Annotated in this window: 16 protein-coding genes; 13 read left to right on the top strand and 3 right to left on the bottom strand. The window is 32.0% G+C overall.

What is annotated here, in order from left to right; translation table 11 throughout:
- Positions 1 to 89: 89 nt before the first annotated feature.
- Positions 90 to 599, bottom strand: coding sequence for a DUF2480 family protein (locus tag OH814_RS15530; protein WP_308828790.1), 510 nt, complete (start codon positions 597 to 599; stop codon positions 90 to 92).
- 121 nt (positions 600 to 720) lie between these two features.
- Between OH814_RS15530 and lpxB the strand changes: the two genes are divergently transcribed.
- The gene (gene lpxB, locus OH814_RS15525) at positions 721 to 1,845 is read left to right on the top strand and encodes a lipid-A-disaccharide synthase (protein WP_308828789.1); all 1,125 of its coding nucleotides are present in this window, start codon (positions 721 to 723) and stop codon (positions 1,843 to 1,845) included.
- Between the two features lie 308 nt (positions 1,846 to 2,153).
- Here the strand turns inward: lpxB and OH814_RS15520 are convergent, their stop codons facing one another.
- Entirely contained in the window at positions 2,154 to 2,921 is a 768-nt protein-coding gene (locus OH814_RS15520; protein WP_308828788.1) for a hypothetical protein, read from the bottom strand.
- A gap of 434 nt (positions 2,922 to 3,355) precedes the next feature.
- On the opposite strand from OH814_RS15520, the gene OH814_RS15515 reads away from it, so the two are divergent.
- The 4 genes from OH814_RS15515 to OH814_RS15500 all read left to right on the top strand — a co-directional run bounded on the left by OH814_RS15515 (position 3,356) and on the right by OH814_RS15500 (position 8,759).
- Positions 3,356 to 5,131, top strand: a complete 1,776-nt coding sequence (locus OH814_RS15515; RefSeq protein ID WP_308828787.1) for a ComEC/Rec2 family competence protein — start codon at positions 3,356 to 3,358, stop codon at positions 5,129 to 5,131.
- Positions 5,132 to 5,276: 145 nt separating this feature from the next.
- Positions 5,277 to 5,939 (top strand): succinate dehydrogenase cytochrome b subunit, encoded by a 663-nt coding sequence (locus tag OH814_RS15510; protein ID WP_076560216.1) that lies wholly within the window; start codon positions 5,277 to 5,279, stop codon positions 5,937 to 5,939.
- Positions 5,940 to 5,954: 15 nt separating this feature from the next.
- Positions 5,955 to 7,967, top strand: a complete 2,013-nt coding sequence (locus OH814_RS15505) for a fumarate reductase/succinate dehydrogenase flavoprotein subunit (RefSeq protein ID WP_076560214.1) — start codon at positions 5,955 to 5,957, stop codon at positions 7,965 to 7,967.
- Between the two features lie 24 nt (positions 7,968 to 7,991).
- Positions 7,992 to 8,759, top strand: a complete 768-nt coding sequence (locus OH814_RS15500; RefSeq protein WP_076560212.1) for a succinate dehydrogenase/fumarate reductase iron-sulfur subunit — start codon at positions 7,992 to 7,994, stop codon at positions 8,757 to 8,759.
- A 60-nt stretch (positions 8,760 to 8,819) separates the two neighbouring features.
- Here the strand turns inward: OH814_RS15500 and OH814_RS15495 are convergent, their stop codons facing one another.
- Positions 8,820 to 9,062 (bottom strand): helix-turn-helix transcriptional regulator, encoded by a 243-nt coding sequence (locus tag OH814_RS15495; protein WP_308828786.1) that lies wholly within the window; start codon positions 9,060 to 9,062, stop codon positions 8,820 to 8,822.
- Between the two features lie 174 nt (positions 9,063 to 9,236).
- Here OH814_RS15495 and OH814_RS15490 point away from each other — a divergent pair, with 174 nt between their 5' ends.
- The 8 genes from OH814_RS15490 (at position 9,237) to OH814_RS15455 (ending at position 18,991) form a co-directional block, all read left to right on the top strand.
- Positions 9,237 to 9,407 carry a hypothetical protein gene (locus OH814_RS15490; protein ID WP_164463156.1) on the top strand — a complete coding sequence of 57 codons (171 nt, stop codon included), beginning with the start codon at positions 9,237 to 9,239 and terminating at the stop codon, positions 9,405 to 9,407.
- Positions 9,408 to 9,580: 173 nt separating this feature from the next.
- Entirely contained in the window at positions 9,581 to 9,724 is a 144-nt protein-coding gene (locus OH814_RS15485; protein ID WP_164463157.1) for a hypothetical protein, read from the top strand.
- Between the two features lie 289 nt (positions 9,725 to 10,013).
- Positions 10,014 to 10,658 (top strand): hypothetical protein, encoded by a 645-nt coding sequence (locus OH814_RS15480; protein ID WP_308828785.1) that lies wholly within the window; start codon positions 10,014 to 10,016, stop codon positions 10,656 to 10,658.
- Positions 10,658 to 11,179: a redoxin family protein gene (locus OH814_RS15475; RefSeq protein ID WP_123886801.1), complete on the top strand. Its 522-nt coding sequence runs from the start codon at positions 10,658 to 10,660 to the stop codon at positions 11,177 to 11,179. Before OH814_RS15480 ends, OH814_RS15475 begins: the two co-directional genes overlap by 1 nt.
- Positions 11,166 to 13,265, top strand: coding sequence for a peptidase domain-containing ABC transporter (locus OH814_RS15470; protein WP_308828784.1), 2,100 nt, complete (start codon positions 11,166 to 11,168; stop codon positions 13,263 to 13,265). The genes OH814_RS15475 and OH814_RS15470 overlap by 14 nt, the downstream gene beginning before the upstream one ends.
- A gap of 97 nt (positions 13,266 to 13,362) precedes the next feature.
- Entirely contained in the window at positions 13,363 to 14,898 is a 1,536-nt protein-coding gene (locus tag OH814_RS15465; RefSeq protein ID WP_115622141.1) for a TlpA disulfide reductase family protein, read from the top strand.
- Between the two features lie 168 nt (positions 14,899 to 15,066).
- On the top strand, positions 15,067 to 16,473 hold the full coding sequence (rlmD, locus tag OH814_RS15460) for a 23S rRNA (uracil(1939)-C(5))-methyltransferase RlmD (protein ID WP_308828783.1): 1,407 nt from the start codon (positions 15,067 to 15,069) through the stop codon (positions 16,471 to 16,473).
- Between the two features lie 43 nt (positions 16,474 to 16,516).
- Positions 16,517 to 18,991, top strand: a complete 2,475-nt coding sequence (locus tag OH814_RS15455; protein WP_308828782.1) for a zinc-dependent metalloprotease — start codon at positions 16,517 to 16,519, stop codon at positions 18,989 to 18,991.

The following is an 18,991-nucleotide window of genomic DNA, read 5'->3' as shown; positions in this document are numbered from 1 at the left end:
GTGTTAATAAACTCAAAGTTATCAAAAATATTGACAATGTCTGATTTAATTTATAACAAATTGTAAGGCTAAAATATTAAAGTATAAGTTTAATTTTTAACAATCGGTACATTCGAGCAAGCTTCACCAAACATTAGAGATTTTACAATCGGTTTTAGATTTTCGACCAATTCTACATATGCATTTTCCGGAATTGCTTTGTCTGTGCAGCCTTTCACCAAAACTCTTTTTCCGTTCATCTCAGAAAAATCATAGTTTTTGATGGCGTCATGCATTAAAACGATTTCTAAATTTTCAGCACTACCGAATACTATTTTCTTTGTAGCATCTGTAAGTTTAGCGGTTAGTAAAAAATAAGCCCAAAGCGGAACAATAGCATCTGCCGAATTGTAGATGTAAACGTAAGCGTCTTTATATTCTTGAGTGTCGATAGCAGCTACTTTTTCACGGAAATCTTTTTCTTTTAAAATCATTTCCATAAATAGAAAATCTTTCAGATCAATGCCTTTTCTTGCACCTTTTGGAACGAGATCGGTAAGATCAAAGTTGATCAGTCCGCTTGCGGCTACTTTATTTTTTATTTCAAATTCTTCTGACATTTTTTTATCATTATCTTTGAAACAAATTTACTTAATTATAATTTGAATTTTGATGTTTGGAATTTGAGATTAAATGTCATTTCAATAGACAAAATCATTCATCGCCTATCAATTATCATTTATGAAATATTATATCATCGCAGGTGAAGCATCCGGAGATTTGCACGGAAGCAATTTAATGAAAGCTTTAAAAGAAAAAGATTCCAATGCAGAATTTAGATTTTGGGGTGGAGATCTGATGCAGAAACAAGGCGGTACTTTGGTGAAACACTACCGAGATTTAGCTTTTATGGGCTTTCTTGAAGTTGCGATGAATCTGAGGACGATTTTAAATAATATTAAAATCTGTAAAGATGATATTAAAAACAATCAGCCGGATGTTTTGATTTTGGTTGATTATCCCGGTTTCAATTTGCGAATCGCAAAATTTGCAAAAGAATTGGGCATAAAAGTAGTCTACTATATTTCTCCTCAACTTTGGGCTTGGAAAGAAGGTCGTGTTGAAATCATTAAAAAATATGTTGATGAAATGATGGTGATCTTGCCTTTCGAGGAAGATTTCTATCACAAGCATGATGTAAAATCTCACTTTGTAGGACATCCTTTGTTGGATGCAATTTCTACACTTCAGGATATTTCTGTTGATGATTTTAAAACTGAAAATGGTTTAAATGAAAAAGAAATCATTGCACTTTTGCCAGGTTCCAGAAAACAGGAGGTGGAAAAAATGTTGGAAATCATGCTTTCTGTTCGCCCACATTTTAATAATTATCAATTTGTAATTGCAGGTGCGCCAAGTCTTGAAAAGGAATTTTACCAAAAATATGTTGATGAAAATGTGCATTTTGTTTCCAACAAAACTTATGATTTGTTGAGGTGCTCAAAAGCTGCTTTGGTAACTTCGGGAACAGCAACTTTAGAAACTGCTTTGTTGAATATTCCGGAAGTGGTTTGTTACCGCGGAAGCAAGATTTCTTACGCTATTGCCAAAAGATTGGTGAAAAATATCAAATATATTTCTTTGGTGAATTTAATTATGGATCGGGAAGTGGTGAAAGAATTAATTCAAAGCGAACTCAATACTAAAAATCTAGTCAAAGAACTGAATTTCATTATTAAAGGTGAAAAAAGAAGTGAAATGCTTCAGGATTTTAAATTGCTCAGAGAAAAATTGGGTGGAAAAGGTGCAAGTAAAAATGCTGCTGATGTAATTTTGAGAAATAATTTTATTAATCAACACTTTTGATCTGCCTAATTAAAAATAAAAGAGTTCTTATTAGGATATAAGAACTCTTTGAAAATGTTTTTGAAATTAAAAAAAATATTTAGCTAATTTTTTTCTGCAAGATTATAATATTGATAATTAGTCCAATAATTGGTATAAATAGCAGAACTAAAATCAATAAAAACTTAACTAAACTTGTTGTCTTTGATTGTAAAACTTTAATGGTTACCAAAATAATAAGTAACAAATAAATAATTAGTAAACAGAAAAAAGCAAGTTCAAAGTTTGAATAACTCATTCACAAATTAATTTTTATAATGATAAAATATTTATTTATTAGAGACTTTCCATCCTCCACCTCCTCCAGAGCCACCTCCTCCGGAACAGCTTCCACCAAAGCATTGCAATGTGGTAGTAGAAGCACAAATGTGACTTCCTAATGCGCAAGAAGTATCTGTTCCTGCTATTTTGCAATCCCCATGTCCACTATCTATATAGGCTTGAGCATCTTCTACAGATCTTATTGAAGATGCAGTACCAGTGAATCCAATACCACTCTCAAATTTAGCACAAGATTTTTTTGCTAATACATCAGTTTCTGGTCCCATTTTTTTAATTGAATTATCATATAATTCAATATACAACGCTACCAATCTATTTAAGGCATGTAAATCATTTCCACTTATTGTGTTGATGAAGTCTTCTGAGATAATCTCTTTTTTCCCATTCTTTGAAAAATATATTTGATTGGTTTTTTCATTTTTTTCTACATCATAATTGATAGAATAAAAAGTACCAGATATATTTAAAATATCTTCAGCTAAAGTAATTTCAAAAATATCATTTTTATGACCTGTATTGTCTTCTTCATACCTAGTCGTAGTTATGGTATAGGAAGATAAGCTGTTTTTTTTAATTTTAATTTCATTTATCTTATGCCCTATACTAAAAGGAGACAGGCTTTTTAATGTTTCATTTTTTAATGAATATTTCTCCATATCAGTACTTATTTCATCATTTCTTTCATTAGAACATGAAATAGTAAACAATAATAGTAATAATGTAATTACAAAATTTGATTTTTTAATCTTTTTCATCGTGTATATTTTTTTTATTTATGCTAAATTAGGAAATTTTCATTGTTTTTTGTAGGTTTTGCTAATGAAAATAGTAATTTGTAATGGATTTTATTTGTTTTTGACTTGTTATTATATATTTATGATAATGATTTTATTTAAGTTAAATTAATGTTATTTGTGGATTTATGATTAATATTCTTTTGGGTAGTGAAGTATTTTATTTTTTGTATTATTTATTTTCTGAAATTTATGCTTGATAAAATAAGTCTCAGAAATATTTCAAATATAATTTTAGCTATTACCGTATTTTTTATCGTAAGAATTTTTTTTAATCTTTTTGAAAATCAGAAAGATGAATTTTTATTATTAAAATAAAATCATTGTTTAAGTTAAATCGAAATAAATCTATTTCTGTATTCTAAAATTTTCTAACTTAGTTTGTTCAAACACAAATGATTTTGAACAAGCAACCTCTTTTGATTGTTGTACTCTGTTTTATTCTTGGAATTTTCTTTCAGGATAAATTCTTTCTTAAACAAAATTCAATCATTGTAATTCTACTTTTTTGTGCCATTATTTTTGGATTGTTTTTTCTGAAAAACCAGATTTTATTTAAAATAAGGAATTTCCTTTTGATGGTTTTCTTTTTCGGATTGGGAATTTTATTTCACTTTTACAGCAATTCAGATACTCAAAAAAGTAATCTTAAAACAAATGAAACTGTCATTTTTAAAATTTCTAAAAAATTAAATTCTAATCTGAAATTCAAAAAGTATGAAGCATCGATTGTTGTTGGAAATAAGGTGTTTGATGCAATCGTTAATGTTGAAAAAGCCAAAAACGAATTAGATTTTAATCATTATTATAAAGCGAAAGCATATCTGGTGCAGCCAAAATCTCCTGAATACGATTTTCAGTTTGATTATTCAAAATATTTAAAGCGAAAAAATATTTTCTATCAATGCTATATTAACGGAGAAATTTCTTCTGGTGAAAGAAGCGATTTGAGTTTTACAGAAAAAATCAAGCAAAAACGGTTAGAAACTTTGCAGAAAATCGGTCATTCAAATATGTCTTTTCGCAGCCGTGAATTTTTGAAAGGAATAATTTTGGCAGACCGCACAGAAATAGATTCTGAAACCGTTCAGGATTTTAACCGTTCGGGTTTGGTGCATTTTCTTGCCATTTCGGGGACACATATTGTTGTGATTTTCGGAATGTTTTATTTTCTGATGATGAGATTTTTATCTGTAAGTCTCAAAAAATATGCAATTGTCATCAGTTTACTATTCATCTGGATTTTTGCAGTTTTCATCGGATTTGGTAATTCTGTGGTGCGATCCTGCATCATGATTTCTGTGTATTTCATTTATGTGTTGCTTCAGCGGAAACCAGATTTGCTGCATTCGATGGCGCTTTCGGCGTTTATTATTTTAATGATTGATACACAACAGATTTTTGATGTAGGTTTTCAGTTAAGTTTTATAGCTGTTTTGGGGATTTATTGGTTGAATCAACCGATTTTAAAATACCTTCCGAGACAGAATAATTTTTTCAAAAAACTTATTTATAATACGATTTCTATATCTGTTGCAGCGCAATTGGCAACATTGCCTTTGGTTTTGTATTACTTTCATCAGTTTTCATTGATTTCAATTGTAGCTAATTTTATAATTGTTCCGTTTTCTGAACTAATTATTATATTTTCTTTTTTTATGACCGCGTTGATTGGTTTTAATATAGATATTGGAGTAATTAATTTGAGTTATGATTTTATCATCAATATTTTGCTAAAAGCCATTCATTGGTTTGCAGATTTTGATGCTGTTTTCTTTGAAAATATTCCTTTAAATTTAGCTGAGGTTTTTGTGTTGTTTGGAATTATTTATTTTTTGAAATTTATGCTTGATAAAATCAAGTTTAGAACAGTTTCAAATGTAATTTTAGCGATCGCTGTATTTTTTATCGTAAGAGTTTCTTTTAATATTATTGAAAACCAGGAAGATGAGTTTTTGGTACATCATTATAAAAAAGAAAATATTATCTCACTGAAAAAAGGAAATCGGGTAATCTTTTGGATGAAATCTTCAGAAAATAAAGATAAAATCCAACAGTACATTATCAATCCTTATGTTTCATCACGAAGGATAAAAAATTTAGAAATAAAAAACTTTCCGGCTTCGGCTAAAATGGTAAGGTTTAAAGGTGAAATTTATGAATTAAAGTAATCTCAAATTTTGATGCTTTTTGTTGGATTTAATATGCTAATGAATCTTATTTAGAAAGATTACAAACTGTCTAATAGTGAGATTTCTCACTTTTTAGTATTGTTAACATTTCCTAATTTTGTGGAAAATCAAATTTAAACTCAATATGGCAGGTTTAACAAGTTCTACAATAGGTAGAAAATATGCTATGGCACTTTCAGCGATGTTTTTGCTGATTTTCTTAGTAATGCATCTTTCCGTGAATCTATTGTCGGTTTTCGGTGAAACAGCTTATAACAATGCATCACAGTTTATGGGGTATAATCCTCTTATTCAATTCGTTATGCAACCTGTGTTAATGTTTGCTGTAATTTTCCATTTTGTGATGGGATTTGTTTTGGAAATCAAAAACCAAAGAGCGAGACCAATCGGTTATGATAAAAATAACGGTTCTGCAAATTCTACATGGTCATCTCGTAACATGATTATTTCGGGAGCTGTGATTTTGGCATTCATCTTTTTACACATGTATGATTTCTGGCTTCACGAAATGAACTATAAATATGTAGATGGTCTTCCAATTGAAGAAACTCGTTTCTGGGAAGATTTGCACGGTAAGTTTGCTGATTTGTGGAGAGTAGTGCTTTATGTAATTTCATTCGGATTATTGGGTCTGCATTTGGCACACGGTTTCCAGTCTTCATTTCAGTCTATCGGAGCAAGACATGCAAAGTATACTCCGGTTATCAGAGCTATTGGAAACTGGTATTCTATCCTTATTCCGCTTGGCTTTATTTTTATTGCAATTTTTCATTACGTAACTCAATAATTTCAATATACTAATATGAGTAAATTAGATTCAAAAATTCCTGGAGGTCCATTAAAGGATAAATGGAAAAATCATAAAGACCATATGAACCTTGTTGCACCAAACAACAGAGATAAGATTGATATTATTGTTGTAGGTACAGGTTTGGCAGGAGGTTCTGCAGCAGCTACTTTGGCTGAGCAGGGATATAATGTAAAAGCATTTTGTTACCAGGATTCACCGAGAAGAGCACACTCGATTGCTGCACAAGGTGGTATAAACGCTGCTAAAAATTATCAGGGTGATGGTGACTCTACTTACAGATTGTTTTATGATACCATCAAAGGTGGTGACTATAGAGCAAGAGAGGCAAACGTTTACAGATTAGCTGAAGTTTCTGCAAATATTATCGACCAATGCGTTTCTCAAGGAGTTCCATTTGGTAGAGATTACGGCGGTCAGTTAGATAACCGTTCATTTGGTGGAGTTCAGGTTAAAAGAACTTTCTACGCAAAAGGACAAACTGGTCAACAGTTATTATTAGGTGCATATTCTTCACTAAGCCGTCAAATTGGAAAAGGAAGAGTAAAAATGTATAATCGTCACGAAATGCTAGAATTGGTAATCGTAGACGGAAAAGCAAGAGGTATTATTGCAAGAAACTTGGTAACAGGTGAGATCGAAAGACATTCTGCACATGCCGTTGTAATTGCTTCAGGAGGATACGGAAACGTATATTTCCTTTCTACCAACGCAATGGGATCAAACGTTTCTGCAGCTTGGAAGATTCATAAAAAAGGAGCATATTTTGCAAACCCTTGTTATGTACAGATTCACCCGACTTGTATTCCTGTTCATGGTACACAGCAGTCTAAACTGACTTTGATGTCTGAATCACTTAGAAACTCTGGAAGAATCTGGGTTCCTAAGAAAATTGAAGATTCAGTTGCCATCAGAGAAGGTAAATTGAGACCTGAAAATATCAAAGAAGAAGACAGAGATTACTATTTAGAAAGAAGATATCCTGCATTTGGAAACTTAGTTCCTCGTGACGTTGCGTCTAGAGCGGGTAAAGAAAGATGTGATGCTGGTTTCGGGATCGAAAATAACGAAACTAAAGAAGGTGTTTATCTAGATTTCTCTACAGAAATCATTAAAAAAGGTAAAGAAGCTGCTATTGAAAAGCATATTCATAATCCTACGGATCAACAAATCTATGATCTTGGAAAAGCTTGGATTGAAGAAAAATATGGTAACTTATTCGTAATGTACGAAAAGATTACTGCTGATGATCCTTACAAAACGCCAATGAAGATTTACCCGGCTGTTCACTACACCATGGGTGGTGTTTGGGTTGATTATAACTTACAATCTACAATTCCTGGATGTTTCGTAATTGGTGAAGCTAACTTCTCAGACCACGGAGCCAACAGATTGGGAGCTTCTGCATTGATGCAAGGTTTGGCAGACGGATATTTCGTGCTTCCTTACACGATTGCAGATTATCTTTCTGCAGACATTAGAACAGGAGAAATTCCTACAAATTCTGCAGAGTTTGAAGCAGCTGAGAAAGAAATTAAAGACAAAGTAAACTTCTTTGTTAATAATAAAGGAACACATTCAGTAGATTATTTCCATAAACAATTAGGACACATTATGTGGAATAAAGTGGGAATGGGAAGAACTCCTGAAGGTTTAAGAGAAGCGATTGCAGAAATTGATCAGGTTAAAAAAGATTTCTGGCAGAACGTAAAAGTAATGGGTGAAGCTGAAGGGATGAATACAGAGCTTGAAAAAGCGTTCAGAGTAGCAGACTTTATCGAATTAGGACAATTAATGGCTATCGATGCATTACACAGAAATGAATCTTGTGGTGGGCATTTCAGAGAAGATCATGCAACTCCGGAAGGTGAAGCAGAAAGAGATGATGTTAACTTTAAATATGTAGGAGCTTGGGAATATCAGGGTGATGATATCAAACAAGAAGTTCTGCACAAAGAAGACCTTATCTATGAGAACATCGAAGTTAAAGCGAGAAGTTACAAATAATCTCCAACCTATAAATAAATAATTATGAGTGCAAAAAAAGGCCTTCATCTTACGCTGAAAATTTGGAGACAAAAAAATACAAAAACTAAAGGTCAGTTTGAGACCTACAAAATATCAGATGTTTCTACAGATTCTTCATTCTTGGAAATGTTAGATATTCTAAACGAAAACTTAATCAACGAAGGAAAAGAGCCGATCGCTTTCGATCACGACTGTCGTGAAGGAATCTGCGGAATGTGTTCTCTTTACATCAATGGTAGAGCTCATGGTCCGGATACTGGTATTACAACGTGCCAGCTTCACATGAGAATGTTCAAAGACGGTGAAACCATCGTTATCGAACCTTGGAGAAGTGCTGCGTTTCCTGTTATCAAAGATTTAATGGTAGACAGAAGCGCATTTGACAGAGTAATGGCTGCAGGTGGATTTATCTCGGTAAACACGTCAGGAAATACTTTGGATGCTAACGCAATTCCTATTCCTAAAGAAGATGCAGACAAAGCAATGGATGCTGCAGCTTGTATTGGTTGTGGAGCTTGTGTGGCGACTTGTAAAAACGGTTCTGCAATGCTTTTTGTCGGAGCTAAAGTTTCTCAATACGCACTTTTACCTCAAGGTAGAGTAGAAGCAAAAAGAAGAGTTCTGAACATGGTGAAAGCTATGGATGAAGAAGGATTCGGTAACTGTTCAAATACAGGAGCTTGTGAAGTAGAATGTCCTAAAGGAATTTCTCTTGAGAATATCGCAAGAATGAACAGAGAATATATGGCTGCTTACGCAGACAGAGGATAATCTGTTTTTAAAATAAATTAAAAAAGACTTCAAGAAACGTTTCTTGAAGTCTTTTTTTGTCTATTGTATTTGTCTTTTTTTCTTATCTTCCAAAAAATCAATCATTTCATCAGATGATAATGAAAAGTATTTTAAAATTTTTATAAAATATGGTAAAGTTATTTTTTCAGTACCGTTTTCTATTTTAGAAACTTTGCTTTGGGAAATTTCTAAATCTATAGCCAGGGTTTGCTGAGAAATACCATTATTTTCTCTAAGTTTTCTTAGCTTAAAGCCTAAGTCTTTTTCAGTGATTTTTTTCATATGTGTGTTTGAATGTATTTAATATAAAATTACAAAAAAATATTTATTTTGTAAAAACTTTATTCTCCCTATTTAGGGATTATTCTAAAATCGAATAGGTTTTTTGATTATTTCCTTGCAAATTCGTATAAGGTTTTTAAAGTAAAAACTATAAATACAAAATTTTAAAACATTATGAAAAAATTAAATGTTTCGCAAATGGAAAATTTGCAAGGTAATGGTGGTCGAAAATGTTATTTGGCAGGAATGATGATTGTCGGATCTATTGCTGCGGGGATTATAGTTAGTCCTATGGCGTATGTAGCTGGTGGATGGGGATTAGTTAATTATTCTGATTGCTTTTAATAAAAAATGAAAAACGAAAAAATATTATTGTTCTTTCTTTTAATCATGCAATTTTTATTGTTGATTTTTTTAAAGTTTAATCTTTTTAAATTTGATGATATTTCATTCGTTTTAATTTTACCAAGTTTGTTGATAATTAGCTATTTAATATTATTAAAAAAAAAATAAATTTTATGAAAAAAATGGAACAAAATGATATGGCAAATATCTCTGGCGGTTTAAAATGTATATATGAATCTCTTTTATTCTTCGTTGGTTTAAGTGGTATGGGTGCAGCATACAATTGTGTAATTAAAGATAAAGATCATGGTTATTAAACAATGATTTAGAAAAAGTTAAGAGGCTGTGCTATTGAACAGCCTCTTTTTTATTAGAAAATAGAATTTAAGGTTTGTGCAATGTTATAAATTAAATTTATTTGTCAAAACAAGTTCATGACTTATCAGTTTAATTTCAAATTTTTCAATTTTTGTAAGAATCATGAATTCAAGTGATATGTCATCAGTAAATTGCATTACTTTATGTTAGCAATAATTTACTTTAAATTATTCTAAACTTTAATATTTGGATGTCTCAACATTGACACATCCTTTTTAAGCACTTATTATGAAAAACTTTTCAGTATATATGATGGTGATTCTTCTATATATTTTACTTATTTATTTGGATAAAAGTTTTATCACGACCAATTCCAAAATTATTGATTTCCTTACCAAAGATTATCCCAGCGAGGTGGTACAAAACTACATGGAAAGTCAGAAAAAATGGTGGTGGCTGAACTATGTAGTAACCCCTTTGTTGATTGGTATCAAAGCTTTACTTATTGCGTTTTGCCTTAATTTTTTAAAACTTTTAGACCTTCCAAAAATAGAAGAAATAAAGTTTAGTGACTTTGTGTTTTTGGCACTTGTCGCAGAGTTTATCTTTATTATTGCAGGGTTTTATAAATTTGTTAATTTTCATTGGATTAATACAGATTACACAATGGAAAACCTACAAACCTATTATCCTATTTCATTGCTCAACCTCCGAGAATATATCTCTACAGAAAAATGGCTGTCTTATCCTTTACAGTTGGTTAATCTGTTCGAATTATTTTATTGGATTTTTTTAGCTTGGGGAGTAAGAGAGCTTTTAGACGAAAAAATCAGCTATATAAAATCTTTTGGATTAATTAGTCTTACTTATGGCATCGGTTTGCTGCTTTGGGCAGGAACGGTATGTTTCTTAATTCTTAATGCTCAATATTGATGAAAAATACTAGGCTAAAAATACTTGCCATAACTATTCCGGTTTTAGTAATTGGGGTAATCGCTTATTTGTTTTTTAATCTCCAACAAAAAAAAGAAGGAGTAAAAATTTTAGAAACAATTCCTGAATTTAATTTAAAAACTATTGACGGAAGTTTACTGACTTCTGAAAATTTAAAGAATACCACCAAAGTAATTGTATACTTCAGTCCCGATTGTCATTTTTGTCAAGGTGAAGCCGAAGAGTTGTATGAAAATATTAATAAATACAATGACATTCAATGGGTTTGGGTAGCTAGTGAACCTGCGAATGAAATAAAAAAGTTTGCAGAAAAATATTATTTAGATAAAAATGAAAATATTCATTGGTGTTATGATGAGAATGCAAGTTTTTATAGAAAATATCAAATGAAAAGTGTACCATACTTTTTGGTCTATGATAAAAACAACAAGTTGATAAAACGAAATTCAGGGGCTATAAAACTTGAGAAGTTATTTGAGAATTCCAATGAAAAAAATTAGAAAAACCTTCTCTCTTCAAAAAGACCAGACTGATTGCGGAGTAGGTTGTTTGCAATCGTTGGTAAGATACTATCGAGGTGATGTTTCTTTAGAAGTATTGCGTGGCAAAAGTGGGACAAGTAAAACCGGAACCACACTTTTAGGTTTATATCAATGTGCAAAAGAGATTGGGTTTGATGCTGATGGTTGTGAAGCTGATATTGATGCTTTAATAGAACATAATCAACCAGTAATTCTGCATGTAATTTTAGAAAATAAATACGAGCATTATGTGGTTTGTTATTATAGAGATTCTAATAAAAATAATCAATTTCTTATTGGAGATCCTGCCAAAGGTTTAGAATATTGGAGCAAAGAAAAATTACAAGAACTATGGGTATCAAAAACCTGTCTTACACTTCAGCCAAATGAAGAGTTCAAAATAAGCGGTAAAATCGCATCCGAAAAAAGGGAATGGCTACATAAACTCATAAAAGAAGACCAGGAATCTATTTATACAGTTATTGTTTTAGGAGCTGTAACAACTTTTCTTGGTATGGCGATGTCAATTTTTTCTCAAAAACTAATTGATGATATTTTACCTCAAAAAAAAGTCAGCATTCTTTTTTTGAGTATTGGTTTTTTTAGCTTTCTTTTATTTGCTAGGGTTGTTTTACAAGCACTAAGAGATTTTTACATTATCAGGCAGACTAAAGAATTTAATCAAAGAATCAACAAATCATTTTTCAATTCACTACTATATCTTCCCAAACTTTTTTTTGATACAAGAAAAATTGGTGACTTTGTTTCAAGATTAAATGATACACAAAGAATTCAAAACGTAATAAAATATTTAATTACCAATACTGTTGTAGATATTTTAGGTGTTTTGATTTCTATAGGTTTTTTGTTTTTTTATTATTGGAAACTAGCAATAATATGTTTGATTGTTTCACCAATTATTTTTTATATCATTTTCAGATTTAATAAAAAGATTATTTTATCTCAAAGAGAAGTAATGCAAGCTTACAGCATAAATGAGGCAAATTATATAGATAGTATAAGAGGAATAGATGTAGTAAAAGGTTTTGGAAAACAAGATTTATTTTTAAAGAAAAACCTTTCAATTTTTGGTAATTTTCAATCCAAAATCTTTGAGCTTGGAAAAGTAAATGTTAAAATTACATTGTATTCTGGCTTGGCTTTAGTAGTTTTTCTTGTTACAATTCTAAGTTTTTCTTCATACAATGTTTTGAATAGTCAAATTAAGATAGGAGAAATGATGGCTATTATTGGGATCTCTAGTTCTTTGCTTACTTCTATTACAAATTTGGCTTTGGTAAGTATTCCCATTCAGGAAGCAAAAGTTGCTTTTGATAGAATGTTTGAATATTCATCAATTACAAAAGAAAAATTAGATGGTTTAGAAATTAATAATATTCAGAAAATAGAAATTAAACAATTAGATTTTAGATTTAACGGAAGGAGTAAATTATTAGAAAACGTTTCTCTAAAACTAGAAAAAGGTAAAGTTATTTGCCTTTTAGGTGAAAGTGGAGGCGGAAAGACAACATTTACTGAAGTTTTGCAGAAAAACTATATTCAAGAAAGCGGCGAGGTAATAATCAATGATACTATTTCCCTAAAAGATATTTCTACAGCTAATTGGAGAAATCTTATTTCTATTGTTCCACAAAACATACAATTGTTTAATACAACTTTTTTAGAGAATATTATTTTAGATGAAAATTTGGATAATCAAAAGTTAAATGATGTTATTAACTTGGGCTTTCAACAGTTTGTAAGTTCTCTTCCTCAAAATTTAATGACTATAGTAGGAGAAGAGGGGATAAATTTGTCAGGAGGTCAAAAGCAGTTATTGGGTTGGATGAGAGCTTTGTATCATAACCCTCAATTTTTAATTCTAGACGAGCCAACTTCTTCATTAGATAAAGACAATCGTAATTTTATATATCAATTAATTAGTAAGCTTAAAAATGATAAAATAATTTTTATCATAAGTCATAATCTAGAATCCTTAGATGAGATAGCAGATGAAGTGTTGTGTTTAAAAGAAAAAACAATTTCCAGAATACTAAAAAATTAAATTTATTTTTTTAGTTAAATCTTTCATAAATTACCTTCAAACATTGCATTTAGTATATTTGAAAAACTTATTTTTGCTTAATTATTTAAAATCAAAAATGAAAAAATATCTTTTGTTGTTTGTCATTGCAATATTTGTAATGTCTTGTTCAAAAAAAGTTGAAGTAAAAGGAAAAATCGCAGGCGGTTCTCCATTAGAAAGAATTGAGTTTGTAGAGGCTTCCGGTGTTGCGACCTTGCCATTGGCTAACTTTGGTATCGATAAAGACGGAAACTTTAAAGGAACTTTTGAAGCTCCAAAAAACGGAATGTACGTAATCAACTATGCCGGAAAACAGAATCTTATTTTCCTTAAAGGTGGTCAGAAACTTAATATTTCAGGTAATTCTGCTACTTTCCCTGGCGAATATGTTGTAACAGGTGATGCTAAAAGTGATAATGATTTCTTTCAGGCTTGTCAGAAATTCTTAACAAACTACGGTCAGAGTCTTAATATCCAGCAGTTGGCTTCAGGTGATGAAGGCGCTTATGTAAAGGCAATGCAGAAAATAGAGGCTGATATCAATAAAAATATTGAGGAAAATGAAAAGAAATTCAATCCTGGAAAAGAAGTGGTTGAATGGAAAAAAATAGATGCTAAAACGGCAATTCTTAATTTATTGGTAAATTATGAAATGACCAAAAAGCAAATGTCTGGCAACAATCCTTCATTCAAGTTGGGTAAGGCATTCACAGATTATGAAGCCAAACTACAGGAGAATAAAGATAATATGATTAAAACAAGTCCGTTTTACAGACAGTATCTTTTAACAAAAATGAGTACAGATTTCCAAACATTTGCTCAGGCAAAAGCACAGGGAAAAACAGATATTACAACTTCAGAATTATTCAATCAATTCTTGAAAGGTAAAAAAGACGTTTCTCAAACCGAAAAAGATTATCTATTGGCTTTTGTAATGGCTCAGTCTGATATCCATCCACAAACGCCGGCTGCATCTACAGATAAGATCAAAAAAATTATCGAAGAAGATATTAAAGATGCTACCATTAAAGCTGATTTAAAAAAGATGCTTTTCGCAATCAACGGTTTCAAAATTGGTGATGATGCTCCGGAAGCTAGTTTGGTAAAACAAGATGGCAGTGCTTATAAATTAAGTGAAAACAAAGGAAAACCATACATGTTGGTATTCTATGCATCTTGGAATCCTTACATTGCTGAAGGTACAATGCCTGTTTTGAAAGAAGTAGTGAATTTTTACAAGTCTAAAATGAATTTTGTATTCGTAAATTTAGATGATACCAAAGAGCAGTTTACAAAAACCAGCAATGCTTTGTTAAAAGGAATTCCTGGAACAAATGTTTACGGTGACGGAGGTTTGAATTCTGATATTGCTAAAAAATACGGAGTGTACGGCTTCAAATTACCAAGCTTCATCGTGGTTGATAAAGACGGTAAAGTAGCAAGCAGATCTTTTGTAAATCTTGGTGATCAAGATTTAATTACAATCTTAGACAAACAAACAGGTCTTTCAGCTCCAAAAGTAGATCCTGCAGCTCAGTTGCAGATTGATCCTTCAGCTTTACAGCAACAAGCGGCTCCGCAGGTTGAGAAAGCTCCGGTTGAAGCGAAATAATCGGCTTAAACAAAATATAAAAAAAACCTTGTCTTCGGATAAGGTTTTTTTTATTGTATTTTTGCAGACAAAATTGAAACTGAAAGGTTTCAGATTAAAATTATTAGAAAAAATAGAAATAGATGAAGCGTAGGAGTAGAAAGCTATCTTCATCATACTTGAATTGATATGAGAAAGAAGAAAGACGTAATTCTTGAGAATATAAAGCTTTTTGCAGCGGGTGCAAAAGGAGTTGCGATAGGAAAGACTGAAGAAGGGAAAACTGTTTTAGTTTCCGGAGCAATTCCCGGAGATGTGGTAAATGCAAGAGTGAAAAAGTCAAAATCAAAATATTTTGAGGCTGAAGTAAAAGAAATTGTTGAAAGATCACCATTCAGAGTGGAGCCGAAGTGTATCCATTTCGGAACTTGTGGCGGTTGCAAATGGCAAAATATGAGCTACGAAAAACAGCTTGATTTTAAACAAGAAGAAGTTTACAATAATATTAAAAGAATTGGCGGAATCGATGATTTTGAAACCGTTCCGATTTTGGGTGCAGAAGAACAGTATTTCTACAGAAACAAAATGGAATTTTCTTTCTCTAACGCAAGATGGCTAAGTCAATATGAGATCAGTTCTGAAGAAAATTTCGGAAGCAGAGATGCGTTAGGATTTCATATTCCGGGAATGTGGAGCAAAATTTTAGACTTAAAAGAATGTTTCCTTCAGGAAGATCCATCGAATGCGATTCGTTTAGCAGTAAAGAAATTTGCAGAAAATAAAGGTTTAGATTTCTTCGATGTGAAAAGTCAGAAAGGGTTCCTGAGAACTTTGATGATGAGACAAAATTCAAAAGGAGAATGGATGGTTTTATTCCAGCTTTACAGAGAAGAAAAAGAAAATCGCACGCAGCTTTTTGATTATTTATTGGAGCAATTCCCACAGATAAAAACGTTGGTTTATGCTATAAATCCGAAACAAAATGATTCAATCTACGATTTGAATGTTAATATTTACTACGGAGACGGATTTTTAATGGAAGAAATGGATGGCCTGAAATTTAAAATCGGTCCGAAATCTTTCTTCCAGACAAATTATAAGCAAGCTTTAGAATTATACAGAAAAACCCTTGAATTTGCTGATTTAAAAGGTGATGAAGTGGTTTACGATTTATATACAGGAACCGGAACAATCGCTCAGTATGTTGCAAGAAATGCAAAACATGTGATTGGTATCGAGTCTGTACAGGAAGCAATCGACGCAGCAATTGAACATGCAGAATTGAACGGCTTAACCAATACAACTTTCTATTGTGGTGATATGAAAAACGTTTTTAATGACGAGTTTTTAGAGAATCATCCAAAAGCAGATGTATTGATTACCGATCCACCAAGAGATGGAATGCACCAGAAAGTTGTTGAGCAAATATTAAAACTGGCTCCTGAAAAAGTAGTGTATGTAAGCTGTAATTCTGCAACGCAGGCTAGAGATTTGGCTTTAATGAAAGAGCATTATACTTTGGTGAAAATTTTACCGGTAGATATGTTCCCACAAACGCATCATGTTGAAAACATTGCGTTATTAATAAAGAAATAATTTATTTAAATTTGAAAAGATAAATATCAAAAATTTAAGGAACATGATAAAGAACTGTAAAGCTTTTTTCTTAGTTGGTGCATTGTTTTTTACCCAACAAAATTTATTTTCTCAGGAAAAAGACTCCACTGCAGCTGTAAAAAAAGATACTGCGGCCGTAAAAAAAGACGATAAGAAAAAAAGTCTGATAAAACCATTTAAAGAAATCATTACCGATAAAGCGGTTTCAGATCAGGGAGTTTTTACAGTTCATAAAGTAGACGACAAATATTATTTTGAAATCCCTGATTCTATGCTGAAGAAGGAATTTCTTTTGGTGACAAGATTAACGAAAGCGGCTGCAGGAATGCGTTCCGGAACTTCCGGTTACGCAGGAGATCAAATCGGGCAGCAAGTCATTGCTTTTGAAAAAGGACCGAAAGATAAAATCTTGTTGCGTTCTATTTCTCACGTCGATTATGCCAAAGATTCTACATCGCAGATGTATAATTCGGTGACGAGAAATAATGTGCAGTCTATTATTAAATCTTTTGATGTAAAAGCTTACGGAATCAATAAAAATTCTTCTGTAATTGAAGTTACAGATGTTTTGAATTCTGATAACGAACTGACTTCTTTTTCTGTTTGGTCTAAAGATTCTTACAGAGTCGGGACTTTCCAGAAAGATATGTCGTTTGTAAATTTTGTGAAATCTTTTCCAAGCAATATTGAAATCAATACCACAAAAACTTTTGCAAGAACTTTAGGAAGACCTACAACTCCTGCAATTCCGGGAATGCCTGCTCCGAAGATCAGCGGAAATTATACGGTAGAAATCAATTCTTCATTCGTACTTCTTCCTGAAAACAAAATGCAGGCAAGATATTTTGATCCGAGAGTAGGATATTTTACCGTTGGGTATACCGACTTCGATTTAGATCCTCAAGGTGTAAAAAAGATTTCTTTAGTAAAAAGATGGCGTCTTGAACCAAAACCTCAGGATTTAGAAAAATATAATAAAGGTGAATTGGTAGAACCGGCAAAACCAATTGTATTCTACATAGATCCTGCAACTCCCAAAAAATGGGTTCCTTATTTGATTCAGGGAGTTAATGACTGGCAAAAAGCTTTTGAAAAAGCCGGATTTAAAAATGCAATTGTAGCAAAAGTTCCGGATCCTAAAGTTGATCCAGAGTGGAGTTTGGAAGATGCAAGATTTTCAGCAATTGTTTATAAACCTTCAGATGTACCGAATGCTTCAGGACCTTCAATTGCCGATCCTAGAACGGGCGAGATTTTAGAAAGTCATATCAACTGGTATCACAATGTGATGATGCTTTTGAGAAACTGGTATTTTGTGCAGGCTTCACCGAATGATGAGCGTGCTAGAAAAATTGAGTTTGATGATAAATTAATGGGTGAATTGATTCGTTTTGTATCTTCTCACGAAGTAGGGCACACTTTAGGGTTGAGGCATAATTACGGATCTAGTTCTACGGTTCCTGTTGAAAAATTACGAGATAAAAAATGGCTTGAGAAAAATGGTCACACTCCTTCAATTATGGATTATGCAAGATTCAATTATGTTGCACAGCCGGAAGATAAAATTGGGGATGCCGGAATTTTCCCTAGAATTGGTGATTATGACGATTGGGCAATTGAATGGGGATATAAAAGATTTAATCAGTTTAAAACTCCGGATGCAGAAAAACAATATCTGAATCAATGGGTGATCAAAAATCTTAAAAACGAAAGACTTTGGTTCGGTACTGAGTCTAATCCTTTAGACCCAAGATCACAAAGTGAGCAGGTTGGTGACAACGCAATGATTGCAAGTACTTACGGAATCAAAAATCTGCAAAGAATTGTTGATAATCTGGATAAATGGACGGAAACACCAAACGAAGATTACAAAAATCTTGACATGATGTACGATCAGGTGACGACACAGTTCAAAAGATATTTAGGTCACGTTTCAAAATATATCGGCGGGCAGATGGAAACTCCAAAAACGGCAGAGCAATCTGGTGCTGTTTACGAAGTTGTATCCAAGAAAGATCAAAAAGAGGCTATGAAATTTTTAAGTGAAAATGCCTTCACCACTCCGCAGTGGTTAATCAAAAAAGAAGTCTTTGAGAAAACCGGAAAAACTCCTGTGAAAACCATTGAAGACATTCAGAATGGCGTTTTGGGAAGAGTTTTAAGTCCGATGGTGCTTCAAAGCTTGTATCAATCTGAAGCAGTTGATCAAAATTCTTATCCATTGGTTGAGCTTTTTTCAGATTTAAATGATTCAATTATTAAAAAAGATAATACAGATATTTACGGAAGAAATCTTCAGAGAAATTATGTAGATACTTTAATACGATTGATTGATACCAAAAATTCTGATAAATCTGATGTTTCTGCAGTGGTAAGGGGAAATTTAAACACCATTAAAAAAGATCTTATAGCAAAAACAGCTTCTAATGATTTGGTAAACAAATATCATTATGAAGATTTGGTTTTCCGTATTGAGAAAGCTTTAGATCCAAAATAA

The sequence above is a fragment of the Chryseobacterium sp. CFS15 genome (genome assembly GCF_031118795.1).
Classification (GTDB): Bacteria; Bacteroidota; Bacteroidia; order Flavobacteriales; family Weeksellaceae; genus Chryseobacterium; species Chryseobacterium indoltheticum.
The sequence above is the reverse complement of the archived record's forward strand: the minus strand, read 5'-3'. Positions and strand labels throughout refer to the sequence as shown.

What these genes read in the sequence shown, in the direction of transcription:
- lpxB (WP_308828789.1), top strand. Translation starts at nt 721, where the DNA reads ATGAAATATTATATCATCGCAGGTGAAGCATCCGGAGATTTGCACGGA.
- rlmD (WP_308828783.1), top strand. Translation starts at nt 15,067, where the DNA reads ATGAGAAAGAAGAAAGACGTAATTCTTGAGAATATAAAGCTTTTTGCA.
- OH814_RS15500 (WP_076560212.1), top strand. Translation starts at nt 7,992, where the DNA reads ATGAGTGCAAAAAAAGGCCTTCATCTTACGCTGAAAATTTGGAGACAA.
- OH814_RS15485 (WP_164463157.1), top strand. Translation starts at nt 9,581, where the DNA reads ATGAAAAAAATGGAACAAAATGATATGGCAAATATCTCTGGCGGTTTA.
- OH814_RS15475 (WP_123886801.1), top strand. Translation starts at nt 10,658, where the DNA reads ATGAAAAATACTAGGCTAAAAATACTTGCCATAACTATTCCGGTTTTA.
- OH814_RS15480 (WP_308828785.1), top strand. Translation starts at nt 10,014, where the DNA reads ATGAAAAACTTTTCAGTATATATGATGGTGATTCTTCTATATATTTTA.
- OH814_RS15495 (WP_308828786.1), bottom strand. Translation starts at nt 9,062, where the DNA reads ATGAAAAAAATCACTGAAAAAGACTTAGGCTTTAAGCTAAGAAAACTT.
- OH814_RS15490 (WP_164463156.1), top strand. Translation starts at nt 9,237, where the DNA reads ATGAAAAAATTAAATGTTTCGCAAATGGAAAATTTGCAAGGTAATGGT.
- OH814_RS15515 (WP_308828787.1), top strand. Translation starts at nt 3,356, where the DNA reads ATGATTTTGAACAAGCAACCTCTTTTGATTGTTGTACTCTGTTTTATT.
- OH814_RS15530 (WP_308828790.1), bottom strand. Translation starts at nt 599, where the DNA reads ATGTCAGAAGAATTTGAAATAAAAAATAAAGTAGCCGCAAGCGGACTG.
- OH814_RS15505 (WP_076560214.1), top strand. Translation starts at nt 5,955, where the DNA reads ATGAGTAAATTAGATTCAAAAATTCCTGGAGGTCCATTAAAGGATAAA.
- OH814_RS15455 (WP_308828782.1), top strand. Translation starts at nt 16,517, where the DNA reads ATGATAAAGAACTGTAAAGCTTTTTTCTTAGTTGGTGCATTGTTTTTT.
- OH814_RS15465 (WP_115622141.1), top strand. Translation starts at nt 13,363, where the DNA reads ATGAAAAAATATCTTTTGTTGTTTGTCATTGCAATATTTGTAATGTCT.
- OH814_RS15470 (WP_308828784.1), top strand. Translation starts at nt 11,166, where the DNA reads ATGAAAAAAATTAGAAAAACCTTCTCTCTTCAAAAAGACCAGACTGAT.
- OH814_RS15510 (WP_076560216.1), top strand. Translation starts at nt 5,277, where the DNA reads ATGGCAGGTTTAACAAGTTCTACAATAGGTAGAAAATATGCTATGGCA.
- OH814_RS15520 (WP_308828788.1), bottom strand. Translation starts at nt 2,921, where the DNA reads ATGAAAAAGATTAAAAAATCAAATTTTGTAATTACATTATTACTATTA.